The 16,310-nt window shown below is 60.5% G+C and carries 12 protein-coding genes and 1 tRNA gene; 6 read left to right on the top strand and 7 right to left on the bottom strand.

Annotation, left to right across the window (positions count from 1 at the left end):
* Positions 1 to 106: 106 nt before the first annotated feature.
* The 5 genes from HWE04_RS18030 (at position 107) to HWE04_RS18050 (ending at position 6,002) form a co-directional block, all read left to right on the top strand.
* Positions 107 to 1,201, top strand: a complete 1,095-nt coding sequence (locus HWE04_RS18030; protein ID WP_241813274.1) for a DegT/DnrJ/EryC1/StrS family aminotransferase — start codon at positions 107 to 109, stop codon at positions 1,199 to 1,201.
* Positions 1,189 to 2,154, top strand: a complete 966-nt coding sequence (locus HWE04_RS18035) for a glycosyltransferase family 2 protein (RefSeq protein ID WP_006465578.1) — start codon at positions 1,189 to 1,191, stop codon at positions 2,152 to 2,154. Before HWE04_RS18030 ends, HWE04_RS18035 begins: the two co-directional genes overlap by 13 nt.
* The gene (locus HWE04_RS18040; RefSeq protein ID WP_006465577.1) at positions 2,151 to 3,095 is read left to right on the top strand and encodes a WxcM-like domain-containing protein; all 945 of its coding nucleotides are present in this window, start codon (positions 2,151 to 2,153) and stop codon (positions 3,093 to 3,095) included. The genes HWE04_RS18035 and HWE04_RS18040 overlap by 4 nt, the downstream gene beginning before the upstream one ends.
* On the top strand, positions 3,092 to 3,478 hold the full coding sequence (locus HWE04_RS18045) for a GtrA family protein (RefSeq protein WP_006465576.1): 387 nt from the start codon (positions 3,092 to 3,094) through the stop codon (positions 3,476 to 3,478). The genes HWE04_RS18040 and HWE04_RS18045 overlap by 4 nt, the downstream gene beginning before the upstream one ends.
* A gap of 61 nt (positions 3,479 to 3,539) precedes the next feature.
* Positions 3,540 to 6,002: a hypothetical protein gene (locus HWE04_RS18050; protein WP_241813275.1), complete on the top strand. Its 2,463-nt coding sequence runs from the start codon at positions 3,540 to 3,542 to the stop codon at positions 6,000 to 6,002.
* A gap of 86 nt (positions 6,003 to 6,088) precedes the next feature.
* Here HWE04_RS18050 and HWE04_RS18055 read toward each other — a convergent pair whose 3' ends face one another.
* The 3 genes from HWE04_RS18055 to HWE04_RS18065 form a co-directional block, all read right to left on the bottom strand.
* The gene (locus tag HWE04_RS18055; protein WP_241813276.1) at positions 6,089 to 7,240 is read right to left on the bottom strand and encodes a branched-chain amino acid ABC transporter substrate-binding protein; all 1,152 of its coding nucleotides are present in this window, start codon (positions 7,238 to 7,240) and stop codon (positions 6,089 to 6,091) included.
* Between the two features lie 79 nt (positions 7,241 to 7,319).
* The gene (locus HWE04_RS18060) at positions 7,320 to 8,408 is read right to left on the bottom strand and encodes an ATP-binding protein (RefSeq protein ID WP_241813277.1); all 1,089 of its coding nucleotides are present in this window, start codon (positions 8,406 to 8,408) and stop codon (positions 7,320 to 7,322) included.
* An 18-nt stretch (positions 8,409 to 8,426) separates the two neighbouring features.
* Complete coding sequence (locus tag HWE04_RS18065) at positions 8,427 to 9,182, bottom strand: response regulator (RefSeq protein ID WP_241813278.1); 756 nt, start codon at positions 9,180 to 9,182, stop codon at positions 8,427 to 8,429.
* 167 nt (positions 9,183 to 9,349) lie between these two features.
* Here HWE04_RS18065 and HWE04_RS18070 point away from each other — a divergent pair, with 167 nt between their 5' ends.
* A complete protein-coding gene (locus HWE04_RS18070; RefSeq protein WP_241813279.1) occupies positions 9,350 to 12,457 on the top strand; it encodes a multidrug efflux RND transporter permease subunit in 3,108 nt (1,035 codons plus the stop codon).
* 84 nt (positions 12,458 to 12,541) lie between these two features.
* On the opposite strand, the gene HWE04_RS18075 is transcribed toward HWE04_RS18070, so the two are convergent.
* The 4 genes from HWE04_RS18075 to HWE04_RS18090 all read right to left on the bottom strand — a co-directional run bounded on the left by HWE04_RS18075 (position 12,542) and on the right by HWE04_RS18090 (position 16,090).
* Complete coding sequence (locus HWE04_RS18075) at positions 12,542 to 12,853, bottom strand: hypothetical protein (protein ID WP_241813280.1); 312 nt, start codon at positions 12,851 to 12,853, stop codon at positions 12,542 to 12,544.
* 234 nt (positions 12,854 to 13,087) lie between these two features.
* Positions 13,088 to 13,164: transfer RNA gene (locus tag HWE04_RS18080), tRNA-Arg, on the bottom strand.
* Positions 13,165 to 13,234: 70 nt separating this feature from the next.
* Positions 13,235 to 14,881, bottom strand: coding sequence for a glucan biosynthesis protein (locus tag HWE04_RS18085; RefSeq protein ID WP_241813281.1), 1,647 nt, complete (start codon positions 14,879 to 14,881; stop codon positions 13,235 to 13,237).
* 141 nt (positions 14,882 to 15,022) lie between these two features.
* Entirely contained in the window at positions 15,023 to 16,090 is a 1,068-nt protein-coding gene (locus HWE04_RS18090; RefSeq protein ID WP_241813282.1) for a type II asparaginase, read from the bottom strand.
* Positions 16,091 to 16,310: the final 220 nt, after the last annotated feature.

Raw genomic sequence — 16,310 nt, forward strand, 5'->3', positions numbered from 1 at the left:
GTGATATAGTCCAATGTTTAAATTCGTAGGCAATTTGTAAGCAAACTTTACAGTCGGGGAAGAATTTCGACTTCAGTTGCCGGATTGTCTTTCTTCATGGCTCACTATGCTCATCAACGACCTGTTGGCGCGAACTCGCGCTCATGAAGCGCTTATTAATGCGGCCTTGCAGCGCGTGGTCGCGCGAGGATGGTTCGTTCTAGGGCCTGAGGTGGCGCAATTCGAGCAGGCTTTTTCTGCCTACCTTGGGCTGTCGCATTGCGTTACGGTGGCCAACGGCACCGACGCCATCGAACTTGGCCTGCGTGCCATCGGTATGAAAAAGGGAAGCAAAATTGCAACTGTGGCCAATGCCGGCATGTATAGCACGACGGCAATTCTGGCGATCGGTGCTGAACCTTGCTTTATGGATGTCGCTCCGGATACCCATAATGTAGCCCTGGAGGAAGTTGAACGAGTCATTGCGCTCGGAATAGACGCGGTAATAGTCACCCATCTCTACGGGCGTGCTGTGGCCGATATTGAAGAAGTCGCACGTCTGTGTAACGCCGCCGGGGTGCGTCTCTTCGAAGACTGTGCTCAGGCGCATGGCGCCAGAATCAACGGGCGCAAGGTCGGAAGCTTCGGTGCTGCCTCCAGTTTCAGTTTTTACCCTACCAAAAATCTCGGTGCTCTTGGAGATGGTGGTGCCATCGCCACAGCGTCGGACGAAGTTGCCGCTGTTGCCCGCAGTCTGCGTCAATACGGTTGGGCTCAGAAATATCAGGTCAGCCGTGCCCACGCTCGCAATAGTCGGCTTGACGAGATGCAAGCGGCTGTGTTGTCGGAATTCCTCCCTTTGCTAGATGCCACCAATGCGCGTCGCCGCCACATTGCACAGCGCTACTCCGATGCTATCAAGCATCCCAGGGTCAGCCTGCCGTCGTGGACTGGCGAAGATTACGTTGCGCACCTTTTTGTCGTCCGCTGCCCCGAACGCGATGCTCTGCGCGCCCATTTGCGCGGACTGGACATTGCCGCCGAGATCCACTACCCCCTGCCGGACCATCGTCAGCCAGTCTTTGGTGCGACCTATTCGGAAGTTTCCTTGCCTGATACGGAGCAATTGGCCACCGATATCCTGACCTTGCCCTGCTATCCGGAGATGACCGATGAACAGGTGGACCTCGTGATTGATGGAATCAACGCATGGGTAGCCTGAAGTACTCCGTCATCATTCCGGTCTATAAAAACGAGGAATCCATTCCTCGTTTGCTGACCGCACTGGCTGATCTCGATACTCAGCTTGAGCATAGTCTCGAGGTCGTGTTCGTAGTCGATGGCAGTCCTGATCGCTCATTCATGTTGCTGGAACAGCGATTGCCCGAGCTACCTTTCAGCGCGCAACTGGTGGGGCACTCCCGTAATTTTGGTTCGTTTGCCGCAATTCGCAGTGGTTTGAGCATCGCCAAAGGGGAGTTCTTCGCAGTTATGGCCGCCGATCTGCAAGAGCCCCCCGAGTTGCTGTTGTCCTTCTTCGCCTCACTGGCCACCGATGAGTGCGACGTTGCCCTCGGTAACAGGGCTGCACGTGAGGATCCCCTGTCCTCGCGCATTCCCTCTCACGTTTTCTGGTCTTTGTATCGCAAGCTGGTGTTGCCGGAGATGCCGCCGGGTGGCGTGGACATCTTCGGATGCAATCGCGTCTTCCGCGACCAGTTGCTGCGATTGGAAGAGTCGAGGTCGTCCTTGGTGGCGCTGATTTTCTGGCTGGGTTTTCGTCGGAAACTTTTCGAGTACAAACGACTTGAAAGGCAAGAAGGAGTGTCCGGCTGGACTTTCAAGAAGAAGGTCGATTACATGCTCGACAGCATCTTTGCCTTCACTGACTATCCGGTGCGTTTGCTGGTTCGGCTCGGCCTCACTGGCTGTATTTTTTCTGTGTTGCTGGCCTTGATGGTGATGGTTGGTCACCTGCTGGGGAGCATCACAGTTCCCGGCTACGCCACCATTATCATCGCCGTGCTGTTCTTCGGCGCGCTCAATACTCTGGGAATAGGCATTGTTGGCACCTATGCTTGGCGCGCTTATGAAAACACCAAGAAGCGTCCCCTGGCTATCATAGCGCGCCATCTCGTTTCGCCGCACGCCTCCCAAGACCAGGATGCCAAATGAAAATCCATCCCAGCGCCGATGTACAGACAAGCCAAATCGGTACAGATACCACCATATGGCAATATGTGGTAATCCTTGCAGGAGCCAGGATCGGCAGGGACGTGAACATCAACGCCCATTGTTTCATCGAAAACGATGTCACCATTGGAGATCGCGTCACAATTAAGTCTGGCGTTTACTTATGGGACGGCATCCGGGTCGAGGACGATGTGTTTATCGGCCCCAACGTAACTTTCACCAACGACAAGTTCCCGCGCTCCAAAGTCTATCCCGAGCGCTTTGTCGAAACCACGCTGGAACGCGGCGCCTCCATCGGTGGCGGTGCCACGATCCTGCCAGGCGTGCATATCGGTCGTGGCGCCCTGGTCGGGGCAGGTGCGGTAGTCACCAAGTCGGTCCCGCCTTATGCTGTCGTTACTGGCTGCCCGGCGCGTATCACCGGCTATGTCGATGCTGGCGAGCAACCCCGCGAGGAAGACCGGGTCGAGATGCCTTCAGAGAGGGACCGAGTTGTCGCGCTAGACGTCAAGGGTGTGACGCTTCACCGGCTTAAACAGGTTTCAGACATTCGTGGTGACTTGTCAGTGGGCGAGTTCCCGGTGGACATTCCCTTCGTTCCCAGCCGCTATTTTCTGGTTTACAACGTCCCGAGTGAAAAGACTCGGGGCGAGCACGCCCATCATAAGTGCCGCCAGTTCCTGATCTGCGTGAAAGGTAGCTGTTCGGTGGTGGCTGACGATGGCCGCTCCCGCATCGAGGTGCTGCTAGATTCGCCGGATCTGGGCATTTATTTGCCGCCCCTGACCTGGGGAACCCAGTACAAGTATTCCAGCGATGCAGTCTTGCTGGTGTTCGCGTCCGATAGCTACGATGCCCAGGATTACATTCGCGATTATGAGAGTTTTTTGCAGACGGTCTCACCGAAGGACGAGATATCTTGATCCCACGTGGCAAATACTGGATCAAGTTCTTAATCGGTGGCCTGATCAATACCGGATTCAGCTATGCGACTTATCTCGTGCTGAAGCTGCTTCTCCCGTACCAGCAAGCATATTTGCTCGCTTATGTAGCCGGTGTGGTGTTTTCCTATCTTCTCAATTCGCTACTGGTATTCCGCGTACCACTTTCCTGGCGACGTTTTCTCGCCTTTCCGCTGGTATACGGTGCCCAGTACATCGCCAGTGCACTACTTCTCCACGTACTGGTGGAATCATTGGGTATCTCAAGCAACTGGGCGCCTTTGTTGGTCACCGCAGCCGTGCTGCCGATGACATATCTTCTTTCCAAGCTCATCTTGTTACACAAGGCGAATGCCGGTGGGTGATCCCGGCCTGCTCCGGATGGGATGACTGCTTGTTCCAATCACTACCTTCTCTATCGTCCTCATGCTGATCAATGCCCATCACCACCTTATCAGGATTCGTGAGGCATTGCGGCGGGCGGGTAGCGGGCGGACGGCAAGAGTGGTGTTGCCATGGTTGCTGATGCTGGTGATCCTAGCGTTACAGAATGGCTTGTACTTCTGGCGTCACTTTTCCGCTAACGGCATTTTTCCTAACGATTTTCTGCTGACTTACCAGGCAGTACCTTATTACCTGGTCGAGGTCGCAAGGGTGGGTAAGGATACCTCCTGGATTCCTTTCCAGGGCATGGGCTACCCTACTTACATGAACCTGCAAAGCGGGTTTGACTATCTGCCCATCCGCTTGCTCTCTTGGTTAGGCGTGGCCTATAGCTTCGAAGTGGCGAAGCTGCTGCAGATTGCCCATGTATATCTGGGTGCGGTAGGTGCTGCCGTTTGTGCACCGACTTGCGGAATGAAGTGGTGGCAGGCCATCCTCGCGGGTGTGTTCTATCAGGGATTTGGCGGTTTCTACTCCAATGCGCAGCACCCTGACATCATCCGTTCTTTCGCTTTTCTGCCATGGTTGTGCATGCCTGTGTTCATGAACTGGCGTGCCATGTCCAGGCTAAACTGGATAGCAATAGTGCTGCTGCCGCTCTGGATATTCATGCAATGGACAGGCGCTTATCCTGGCGCGACGCTAGCGGTCTTTTTCGTGCTTGGTAGTGTCACCCTGGTCAGGACGCTCCTTGAAAAGGAGGTAGGTACTGTCGGGCTTCTCATCGGGTCGGCCATGCTGGTTGGTACCTTGCTTTCCGGGTTGACGCTACTCCCGGCCTTTCTGGATGCACGGGAAATCGCGCGATCCGTCGAGGTCGGTAGCATGCAGTACGACTATCTGGTGACGAGCGATATGCTATCGCTGATCTTCCCAATTACCAATGATCGCTTGTTGCACCATGATCAATCGATGCGTTCGGTATTTGTAGGGATTCCCGCGATAACTCTTTTTCTGCTAGGTCTATTGCGCTGGCGACCCATGATGAAGTGGCCAGTGGTGTCGATGGTGCTAGCCATTCTGATCGCCAGTGGTTTGCTACATCCATTGCTGGCCAGACTGATTCCGCCGCTGGGGGTCAGCCGCTTCGTGATGGCCGATTATCGCGGCATCATCGGTTTAGCGATCGTTCTGGTGGCATGCGCCGCGTTGCAGGATACCCGAGCGCAGGCACGTCGAATGCTGCCACTGCTGCCCGTGGCACTCCTCTTGATTGGCGGGACCTATTTCTTCGACGAGCTTGCCATTGCCGACTGGACCCTATGGCATATGGAATATGTCGTTCAAGCGATTTGTGCCATCGCTGCAATATCTTTGCTGATGTTGGTCAGGTGTATTCCCTCCTGGCCCGGACAGTGGATGTTCGTGTCCGGCCTGGTCGCGGTGGGGGCCTTATTTCTTCTGGCGCTGAACTATCTGTTCGGCGTGGTGCTATTGTCCACAAGAAGTTTGCTGTTGCTCGTCATCGCACTTTTGATTCTTGCCCCTCTCAGCGCCCGCATTCGCGTGTTTCTTCCGCACTTGGCGGGCCTGGGATTGCTGCTGCTAGGCGCCAGATACGTCTGGTATCTCTATACCGTACCGGCGCACGGTCAGTTACCGGTTCTGGTGGCACTATCCTTGCCGTTCGGTTTGGCTGCGGTAGCGCTGTGGCTCTTGCCGGGGCCTGGGCGCTGGCTGCTACCTGTCCTGATGGCAGCAGCCAGCGTGTTCAATTGGAGCGGGGTGCATTGGGACCAGCGTTATTTCCTGGCGCACCCGAATGATGGTGTTCCATGGGTCGAAGCCCATGCAGGAAAGTTCTCGGAAACGAGGTCGCAGCTGATGGCTGCCCTCCGTTCGGAACAATGCCGAACGGCGCGCAGGGAGGTTTCCCATAACGAAGAAGTATTCCCGTGGAACGGCTATTACACCGGTCAGTATTTCATGCGTGACTATTCGGGACCCCTTAAGCTCGCTCGACACGTGGCCATACTCAAGTCGGACGTTAGCCGCAATTTTGCGCAAAAAGAGTGGACGATGATGGCATTGCCGGGCCGCCCATCTTCACAAGCTGGAACGCTGGACCTGAGCAGCGCCGTCCGCGTCGACGCTACCTGCATTAAAAGCGGCACTTCTAGTGAAGAGTTCCACTTTAGTCTGGCAGAGCCAGCTCTTGTGGTCGAAAACGAAATTTTCTGGGACGGTTGGGCCGCCACGCTACAGTGCATCGATTGCCAATCTGCGGATAAGCCGATTCAATTGACGGCCCTGGAGGCGGGCGGATTTAGAGCGTGGCAACTGCCTGCGGGTAATTACCGAATGGAGGAACAATTCACCGCACCACATCTGTGGCCTGCCCGGATAATGACTCTCATAGGTGTGTCACTATTGTTACTGTTATGGGCCTTCCTCAAGCGACGTATGGCAGCATCGGAAAGGCTCATTCATCGGGCGCCGGATTAGATTTTGAGGTCTTGTCCAGCCGTCCTGACACGCGCTGTCGGCCTTCGGAAACCATGTCGCGCCTGCTGGGTGCGTGATGGCAGGCATCACACGCAAGGCTCATGACGGCCGCTGCCAGCCGGGAAGAATTCCACCGGTTGCCAGCGGCCGTCATGCCGGAACAGGGTATAGCGCGGATTGGCCCTTGCTCCGTTGGGGGCAAAGCTGATCAGTCCATGCAGTCCGGGATGACGCAACTGGTGTAACGCCACCGCGATCCTGCGGCCATCGCCGCTGCCGGTCTGCAGGATGGCCGCACCAAGTACGCTGGCCGCATCATAGGCATAGAAGGAGTAGGTGGTCGGCGCGGCATCGAATTTGCTGCGATAGGCTTGGGCGACCTTTTTCCATTGCGGACAATAGTCCCGTGCGATTTCGAATTCCAGCACATGCAGCCGTGGTTCGGGCTGCGATGCCAGCTCCAGGTTGCTGGCACCTCCCGTGAGCAGAATGCGTGCTTTTGATCCCGAACGGCGGGCGGCATCGATGAATGCGCGCGCCTGCGGGTAGAGGGCCAGGAACACGATCACATCAGCGTCATGCTGCATCGCCGCCTGCATCGCCACATGGAAGTCGGTGGTCCGACGCGCGACCTGGATGCGCCCCAGCGCGATGCCTGGCGCCGTCGCGGCCAGCCTTTCCATCACTGCATCGGCCAAGGCATTGCTGTAGGCCGAATCGTTCTGGATCACGAAGACCCGCTGCCCCGCCAGCGAGCGGCTGGCAACCTCGGCCAATGCGGAGGACAGTTCCCGCGTGCCACCGACCACCCGGAACGGCATGCGGTGGCCCATGCTGGTCCACTGGCTGCTGGTGGCGGTAAATCCGATCTGCGGGATGCCTGCGTTTTCGTAGATTGCGGCGGTGGCCAATGCAGCATCGCTGCTCCACGGGCCGACGACGCCGGCCACGTTTTCCTTGATGTAATAACGGGCGATGTTGATGGCGAAATTTTCGTTGCCGTGGTCATCCTGCGGCAGCAGTTGCAAGCGCAGTGGCGAGCGACGCCGAATGGCCATCGCGTTGGCGTCGTCGATGGCCAGTTGCGCACCCTGCAGGGCGCTCTGCGTAATCGGTTCGGAAAGGCGGCCGGTGAAGCCCAGCGTGATGGTCGTCAGGGTCTCCGACCACGCCGATGCCGCCAGCGAGCAAAGCAGCAAGCTGATGGCGAGTATCGACATCGAGTTCGGTCTGCGCATGGGGTCCCCCCGTGGTCCGCTGAATTTATTGTGAACTTCGCTTCATGCGTCCTGCTGGGGAAAATATACACATCAATGCTCAATGAGGCCAGCGGACTTCAAAGCAGGTGCCGCCCAGTGGCGAGGGCCGGCAGTCGGCGGTACCGTGATGCGCGCTGGCAATAGCCCTGACCACTGCCAGCCCCAGGCCGCTGCCACGGTGCTGGGCGTCGTCGCTGCGCGGGCCACGCTGAAAGGCGTCGAAGATCATCGCCGCATCGGTAGCCGCCAGGCCCGGGCCGCAGTCCTCCACGCGCAGGCAATGTTGGTCCGCGCTGCTCGCGGTGCTGATGCGCAAGCGGCCGGGCGCGGCGTGCTGCAGGACATTCTCCAGCAACGCCAGCAGTGCCTGGCGGATGCGCACCGGATCGCAGACCGTGCGCTGCAGTGCGATTTCGAGCGTGACGGCGAATCCCTTGTCCTGTAGCGCCGATTCGCAGGCCGTCAGCACGGTGCCGATTTCCTGTTGCAGGTCCACCTGCTGCAGCTGTATGCGCAGGTGTCCACTTTCGGCCAGGCCGACGATGCGCAAGTCCTCGATCAACCGCGCCAGTCCCTCGACTTGCACCAGCAGGCTGGAAAAGAGCGCCGGTTCAGGCGGGAACACGCCATCGGAAAGACCCTGCAATCGACCGCGCAGGATGGTCACCGGCGTGCGCAGTTCGTGGGCGATCGCGGCGTTCCAGAAGATGCGTTCCTGCTGTACCCGCTCCAGCCGCTCGGCCATGGCATTGAAGTCGCTGATCAGCTGCGAGGCTTCATCCAGCGGCTGTCGTTGCGCTCCCGCCCGGGCCGCCAGATCGCCCTGTGCCACGCGGCGCAGGCTGGTGGCCACTGAATTGAGCGGCGTCAGAATACGGCGCGCCAGGCGCATGGCCACCCAGATCGCAATTCCCAGGCCCAGCAGCGTGGTACCGGCGATCCAGCCCCACTCGGCCGGCGAGGGCAACCAGCTGTCCGGCGCCGACAGGGCGCTGGGCAGGAAGATGAACATGGTCGAATAGAAGGCATACGAGCCCAGCAAGACCATCAGCATGATGGTCAGCGCCAGGATCGCCACCGAACTGATGATCTGCCGTGCCAGGCCCTTGCCGCGCCATAGTGCCAGTAGATCGACGCCGGGCTTCACGAGTGCGCCTCCACGGTATCAGCTACCTTGCTGGAAACGATAACCCACCCCGCGAATGCTGACCGGGATACCGGCGATGCCCAGGTCTTCCAGTTTCTTGCGCAGTTTGCTGACATGGCTGTCGACGGTGCGCTCCAGCGTATCGCCCTCCGGCAGGCAGGAGGCCAGCAGTTCGGCGCGACTGAACACGCGCCGTGGCGAGCGCGCCAGTTGCGCCAGCAGCTTGAATTCGGTGAGCGTGAGCACCAGCGCATGCGAAGTCCCGTCAATCTCGGCCACGGCCTCGTGCTGCTCGAAGTCGATCACGAAGGGCGGGACCCGCAGGATGCGCCGGTCATCGCGCTCATCACGTGGCTGGCTGCGGCGCAGGACTGCCTCGACCCGGGCCACCACCTCGGCCGGATTGAAGGGCTTGACCACGTAGTCGTCTGCGCCGATGCGCAGGCCGGTGAGCTTGTCCACGTCCTGGTCCAGGGCGGTGAGCATGATGACTGGAGTCTGGTCACGCTGGCGAATCTGCGCCAGCACCTGCCAGCCATTGAGCTGCGGCATCTGGATGTCCAGCAGCACCAGATCCGGTTTGTGGGCGAGATGCAGCTCCAGCGCCCGTACGCCGTCGCCCGCATGCACGCTGCGTATGCCGCTGCGGGCCAGGTAGGCGGCCAGGATGTCAGCGATCTCGGGCGCGTCCTCGGCGATCAGTACCAGCGCGCCGGTGGCCGGCGCCGCGGGCGCCAGGCCCGGTTCGCTCACGCTATGCGGTGCTGTCGGCATCTTTCCTTCTCCATCGAAACTCCATCGTTGTATCGCGCAATCCTCACGCTCATCGCCCAGACTCCGCCTTCGCTCGCGATTGTACTGTCGGCTGGCGTGGCACGGCAAAAATGCCGTTGTCGTTAAGCCTGCCGTCAGCTACCGAGCCAGACTGATGGAGTTCTTGCATGCCCCGCTTCTTTATCGACCGTCCCATCTTCGCCTGGGTGGTCGCCCTGTTCATCGTGCTGTTTGGCGTGATTGCCATGAGCCAGTTGCCCATTGCGCGCTATCCCTCGGTGGCGCCGCCCACGGTCTCGATCAACGCCACCTATCCGGGTGCAACGCCTCAGACCATGAACGATGGCGTGATCAGCCTGATCGAACGCGAACTGTCGGGCGTCAAGAACCTGCTCTATTTCGAGTCCTCCGCCGATACCTCGGGCAGCGCCCAGATCAGCGTTACCTTCAAGCCCGGTACCGATCCGGAACTGGCCCAGGTGGATGTGCAGAACAAGCTCAAGGCCATCGAAGCGCGGCTGCCGCAGACCGTGCGCCAGAATGGCGTGACGGTGGAATCTGCGGCTTCGGGCTTCCTCCTGATGGTAAGCCTGACCTCGACCGATGGCCGCTACGACGAAGTCCGACTGAGCGACTATCTGGCACGCAATATCGTGGAGGAATTGCGCCGCGTGGAAGGCGTCGGACGTGTCCAGCTGTTCGGTGCCGAGCAGGCCATGCGCATCTGGATCGATCCCTTCAAGCTCAATGCCTTCGGCCTGACCGTTACCGACATCAGTACTGCAGTGAGCCAGCAGAATGCACAGATCGCACCCGGTCGCCTGGGGGATTCGCCTGCCGTGCCGGGCCAGCAGATCGCCGTGCCGCTCACGGTACAGGGGCAATTGCAGTCGCCGGCGCAGTTTGCCGCCATCGTGCTCAAGGCAAAGACCGATGGTTCGCGCGTGTTGCTGGGGGATGTGGCGCGGGTGGAACTGGGGGCGCAATCCTACGCCTTCTCCAATCGCGAAGACGGCAAGCCTGCCGGCGTGGCGGCGGTGCAGCTCGCTCCGGGTGCCAATGCGGTGCGCACCGCGGCCGCCATCCAGGCACGCATGGAAGAACTGCGCCCCAGCCTGCCGGCAGGTATGGCGTTCTCTCTGCCCTATAACACCGCGCCCTTCGTCAAGGTCTCCATCCAGAAGGTGGTGCAGACCCTGATCGAGGCCATGGTGCTGGTGTTCCTTGTGATGTACCTGTTCCTGCAGAACGTGCGCTATACCGTCATCCCGGCCATCGTCGCGCCCATTGCGCTTTTGGGTACGCTGGCGGTGATGCTGGTGGCCGGCTATTCGGTCAATGTGCTCACCATGTTCGGGATGGTGCTGGCCATCGGCATCATTGTCGATGACGCCATCGTGGTGGTGGAAAATGTGGAGCGCATCATGGCGCAGGAAGGTCTGGCGCCACGCGAGGCCACCATCAAGGCCATGCGCGAGATTACCGGGGCCATCGTCGGCATCACGCTGGTACTGACCGCAGTCTTCATTCCGATGGCGCTGGCAGGGGGCTCGGTGGGCGTGATCTATCGCCAGTTCGCGCTGGCCATGGCCGTGTCCATCCTGTTCTCGGCCTTGCTGGCGCTGAGCCTGACGCCTGCCTTGTGCGCCACCCTGCTCAAGCCGGTGGCACCGGGGCATCATGAAAAGCGCGGCTTCTTTGGGGCGTTCAACCGGGCCTTCCATCGTCTCACCGCACGCTATGAATCCGCATTGGCGCGCCTGATCGCACGAGGGCTGCGCATGATGCTGATGTACGTGGCGCTGTGCCTACTGCTGGTGCTCGGTTTGCGGGCCTTGCCCTCGGCTTTCCTGCCAGAAGAGGATCAGGGTTACTTCATGACCTCCTTCCAGTTGCCGGCCGATGCCACCAGCGAGCGCACTGGCCGTGCCGTCGATCAGTTCGAGCGTTACCTGCAGACCCGCGAGGATATCGGCGCCAACCTTTCGGTACTGGGATTCGGATTTTCCGGCTCCGGCCCGAACGCGGCCATGGCCTTTACCGAACTCAAGGACTGGAAGCAACGCAAGGGTTCCACCGCTACCGCCGAAGCCATCGCCGCCCAGGGCGCCATGGAACGCAGCGTCGATGGCATGGTGATGAGCCTGCTACCACCGGCCATCGAAGAGCTGGGGAACTCCTCCGGTTTCGCCATGCGTCTGCAGGATCGCGCCAATCAGGGTTATGCCGCCCTCAAGGCTGCCGAAGCGCAATTGCTGGCGCTGGCGGCCAGGAGCGACAAGCTGGCCGGCGTCTATTCAGACGGATTGCCGCCGGGAGCCAGCCTGCAGCTCGATATCGACCGTCACAAGGCGGCCGCATTCGGGGTTTCCTTCGCCAGCATCAGCGATACACTGTCGGCGGCCATGGGCTCCTTCTACATCAATGACTTCCCCAATGCCGGCCGCATGCAACAGGTCATCCTGCAGGCCGAGGCTGGTGCGCGCATGCAGATCGAGGACGTGATGAAGCTGTACGTCCGCAACCAGAATGGCGGGATGCTGCCGTTGGGTGAAGTCGTGAAGGCATCCTGGCAAGAACAGCCGACGCAGCTGCAGCGCTACCAGGGCTTTCCTGCAGTACGCATTGCCGGCAGCGCCGCAGCTGGCGTGGCCAGTGGCGAGGCCATGGCCGAGATGGAGCGCCTGGCCCGGCAGCTCCCGCCTGGTTTCGCCGTGGCGTGGACTGGCCAATCCCTGCTGGAGCGTCTGTCAGCGGCGCAGGCACCGATGCTGATGGCCTTGTCCATGCTGGTGGTGTTCCTGGTGCTGGCCGCCCTGTACGAGAGCTGGCGTATTCCGTTGTCGGTCATGCTGGTGGTGCCGCTGGGGCTGGTCGGTGCAGTGGCGGCGGTGATGTTGCGGGAGATGCCCAATGACGTCTTCTTCAAGGTGGGTCTGATCACCGTCATCGGCCTGTCTGCCAAGAATGCCATCCTCATCGTGGAGTTTGCGCGGCAGCTGCGGGCCGAGGGCGCGGGACTGGCGGACGCGGCGATCCGGGCGGCCGTGCTGCGTTTGCGTCCCATCCTGATGACCTCGCTGGCCTTTGCGCTGGGTGTGGTACCGCTGATGCTGGCCTCAGGCGCCAGTGCGGAGACCCAACGCGCGATCGGCACCGGCGTATTCGGCGGCATGGTCACTGCCACGGTGCTGGCGGTGTTGTTCGTGCCGGTGTTCTTTGTGCTGGTGCTGGGGCAGACTCAGAGAGAGAGGCGGGCGCGCGGAGAGCACTGAAGTCGTGCAGCATGTTCGGCCGCTTTCTTCCGTGGTGATACATCCATGGAAGGCGGCGAGGTGCGCCGCGAGAAACGGAAACGCTCAGGCACCCACCGGCGGCGCGAAATCCCCATCCTTGCGTGGCGGCTGCTCCAGCGGCTGAACCGATGTGGTGCTGACGGGCGCAGGGACATGCTGTTGCGTGCCATCCGCCACCATGCTGCTTTCTTGCGCGACGGGTTGCATGTCCTGCTCACCCATGACGCTGGGCATGCCGGATTCGGTCTCGCTTTTTCCTTCGGCCTCGGCCATCCGGCGTCGGTTGATTTCGTCGAACTGGCGCTTTACCGGCTTGGCGCAGGCCAGCATGGCCAGCGAACCTGCAGCGAGCATGAACAGGGAAGTCTTTTTCACGGCGGCTCCTCCAGAGAATGAACGGAGCATTGATTATCTCCAGCTGGCTGGGCCGCGCATGTCGGACGATGGCGCAAACGCTCGTCGGTGAGCGGGAGAGATTGTGGCTGAGCTGGGACCGGTTGCAGCAGGTTGCAGCAGCGAGGTGCTGCCCGGGAAGGATCAACAAAAAGAGAAACAATAAAAGAAACAAAAAAGGGCCCATCTTGCGATGGACCCTTTTTTTACTACATATGGTGCGGCTGGCAGGAATCGAACCCACGACCCCTTGGTTCGTAGCCAAGTACTCTATCCAGCTGAGCTACAGCCGCGAAAGAACGAGATTATAAGGAGCTTTTCTGAAAAGTACAAATCTTTTTTCTTGGAAAGGAAAAAACTGTCTCAATACACTTCCCTGGAAGTGAAGGGATGGTACTGGAACAGCCAGGTCTCGCTGAGTGCCTGTCCGTCGTGTCGCAGGAATAGACGCAGTTCGACCGGTTCCTCGCCCGCTGCCGTCAGGTCGAACTGGGCGCGCCAGTGGCCGGGTACGTCGTTGGGCAGGGCCTCGGTGTAGACATAGGAAATGTTGCCTCTGGAGGCGGTGATGACGGCTTCCGGTTTCACGCCGAAGGGCAGGCCTTCCAGCGGCTTGCCCTTGAACTCGACCATGAACTTGCGGACCTGCGCCGGGCGTGCCTGGCCGGGCTGGCCGCCGCGTCCCAGGCGGGTCGCCACGCAGCGCGCCAGCGCCGTCGGGAAGGGCTCTTCCTGCTGCCAGTGGAGGCGGTAACGCAGCCGATAGCTGGCGCCGGCCCGCGCAGGAGTTTTCGGCACCCACATGGCGACGATGTTGTCGTGGATTTCGTCATCGGTGCGCAGTTCGATCAGTTGTACCTCGCCCTGGCCCCAGTCCCCTTGCGGTTCCACCCACAGGCTGGGGCGGCGCTCGTAATGCACGCCGTCCAGGTAATGGTCGACATTGCGGTCGCGCTGCAACAGACCGAAGCCGCGCAGCTGCTGGTCGGCGAAGGCCGAGGCGCTGGTGCGGGGCGGATTGTTCAGGGGCCGCCAGAGGTGTTCGCCGGCACCGGTCCAGATCGCCAGGCCGTCCGAGTCATGCACCTCAGGTCGCCAGTCCACGCCGCTACCCTTCACGGTTTCGGAGAACCAGTACATCGAGGTCAGCGGTGCCAGGCCCAGGCGCGCGACGTCGCGGCGCAGGAACAGTGCCTTGTCCACCTCCATGGTTACGCCGGCACCGCGCTGCAGAGTGAAGCGATAGGCGCCGGTGATGCTGGGGCCATCCAGCAGGGCATAGACCACGACGGTATCGCTGCCCGGTACAGGTGGCTCGAAGAAGAATTGCGTGAAATCGGGGAATTCCTCGGGGCGGTCGGCTTGTGCGACGTCGATGGCAATGCCGCGTGCCGACAGGCCATATTGATAGAGGTCGCCGATGGCGCGGAAGTAGGACGCGCCGAGGAAAGCCACCCAGTCGTTCGTGCGCCAGTCCTTGGCCTGCTGGTCGGTCAGGCGGCTTTCCTGGAAGCGGAAGCCGGCAAAGCCGCTGCCGGCCGGGAGGCGGTGGGCCGGGCTGTCGGCCGGCATGTCGAAGTAGTCGTCGCGATACAGCAGTTCGCGGGCACGGGTGGGCGTGGGAGTGGGAGTGGAGCCTGGGGCGGATGCATTACCCGGGCCATCCAGCACGAACATGCGCACCGGGACGCGGAAGAACTTGCCGAGATGGAAGAAGGTCAGCGGGAACGGGCCAGGACCGTCGGCGAAGACGGCGTAATCGGACTTGAAATGGATCTTGCCGTGGGCTTCGTAGTCGATCTGGTCCAGCACCGCGGCGGGCACCGCCGGCGGCGCCTGGTAGGGCGTCCTGGCCATGTCGCGGGCGCGCGTGATGAGCTGGTCGAAGCTGAAGGTCTGGGCCGGGCCCATCTTCATGGACTGCGCGGCCAGCGCCTGTGGTGGCAGGCCCAGGGCGGCCAGTGCGGCGGCTGCGCCGGAGGCGGTAAGGAAATGTCGGCGGCTGGGCATGGGCGGTTCTCCGATCTCTTTGGAAACTCTACAGAGTCTTGCCTGACGAGCTTGGTTCCGGCCAAGAAAAAGCCCGCTGCGCACAGGGCGGGCAGCGGGCGGGTAGTGCAGTAATGCGTAAGACTGACGCCGCAGGCCGGATCAGTATTCCCAGAACATCTTCTGGATTTCCTTGCTGTCGGTGGTCTTGGTCAAGGCCAGCATCAGCAGGATGCGCGCCTTCTGCGGGTTCAGGGTGTCGGAGACGACGAAGTCCAGCTTGTCGTCGTCAGCTTCGCCATTGCGCGCCACGATGCCCTGGCCGACGCGGCTGGAACGCACGATGACCACGCCCTTCTTGCGTGCTTCGCTCAGGGACGGCAGCACGGTGTTGTTCAGGCTGCCATCACCCACGCCGGCGTGGATGATGCCTTGCGCACCTGCAGCGACGAAGGCGTTGAGCGCGATCGGGTTCATGTTGGCGTAGCCATAGACGATGTCCACTTGCGGCAGCTTGTCCAGGTTCATGATGTCGAACGGGGTGTCGACCGTGTTCTTGCGGGTGGACTGGCGGTAGAAGTAGGGCTTGCTACCCTGGATGTAACCCAGGAAGCCCAGTTCCGGCGTCTTGAAGGTGTCCATCGTGGAGGTGTTGGTCTTGGTGACTTCACGACCGGCGTTGATCTGGTCGTTCAGGGTCACCAGCACGCCCTTGCCGACGGCTTCCTTGGAGCCGGCCAGCAGCACGGCGTTGTACAGGTTGATCGGACCATCGGCGCTGATGGCGGTGGACGGACGCATGGCGCCCACGATCACCACTGGCTTCTTGCTCTTGACCACCAGGTCGAGGAAGTAGGCGGTTTCTTCGATGGTGTCGGTGCCGTGGGTGATCACGATACCGTCGACGTCGCTCTGTGCCAGCAGAGTGTTGACGCGCTTGGCCAGCTTGAGCCAGGCGTCGTTGTTCATGTTCTCGCTGGCGATCTGCATGACCTGCTCGCCGCGCACGTTGGCGACCTTCTTGAGTTCAGGGACAGCGGCGATGAGCGCATCCACGCCGACCTTGGCGGCGGTGTAGCCAACCGTGGTGGTACTGGTGGCGCCGGTGCCGGCGATGGTGCCGCCGGTGGCCAGGATGACCACGTTGGGCAGGGTTTGGGCCTGTGCAGCGGCGGCTGCGGCCAGGCAGAGCAGGACCAGCATCTGCTGGAAGAATTTTCTGATGAGCATGTGTACCTCGGTAGCTGTGGTTGTACGGATTTCTCTGAGCGGATTTTTGTTAGTTTTATTGGCTTGCTTCACCGGGAAGGACACAGGCTGGCTGCGTATTGTCATCACGGCAAAAGCGCCGACACGATAGCACCGGCTCGCGTGACGATCAAAGGATTTTTTACGCGGTGAGAAAGCCGCATCGCAAAAGGCTTTGTGAGGGGATGGAATGCAAGTTTCG

Origin of the sequence: Herbaspirillum sp. C7C2 (genome assembly GCF_022627865.1) — a bacterium.
Lineage (GTDB): Bacteria > Pseudomonadota > Gammaproteobacteria > Burkholderiales > Burkholderiaceae_D > Herbaspirillum > Herbaspirillum frisingense.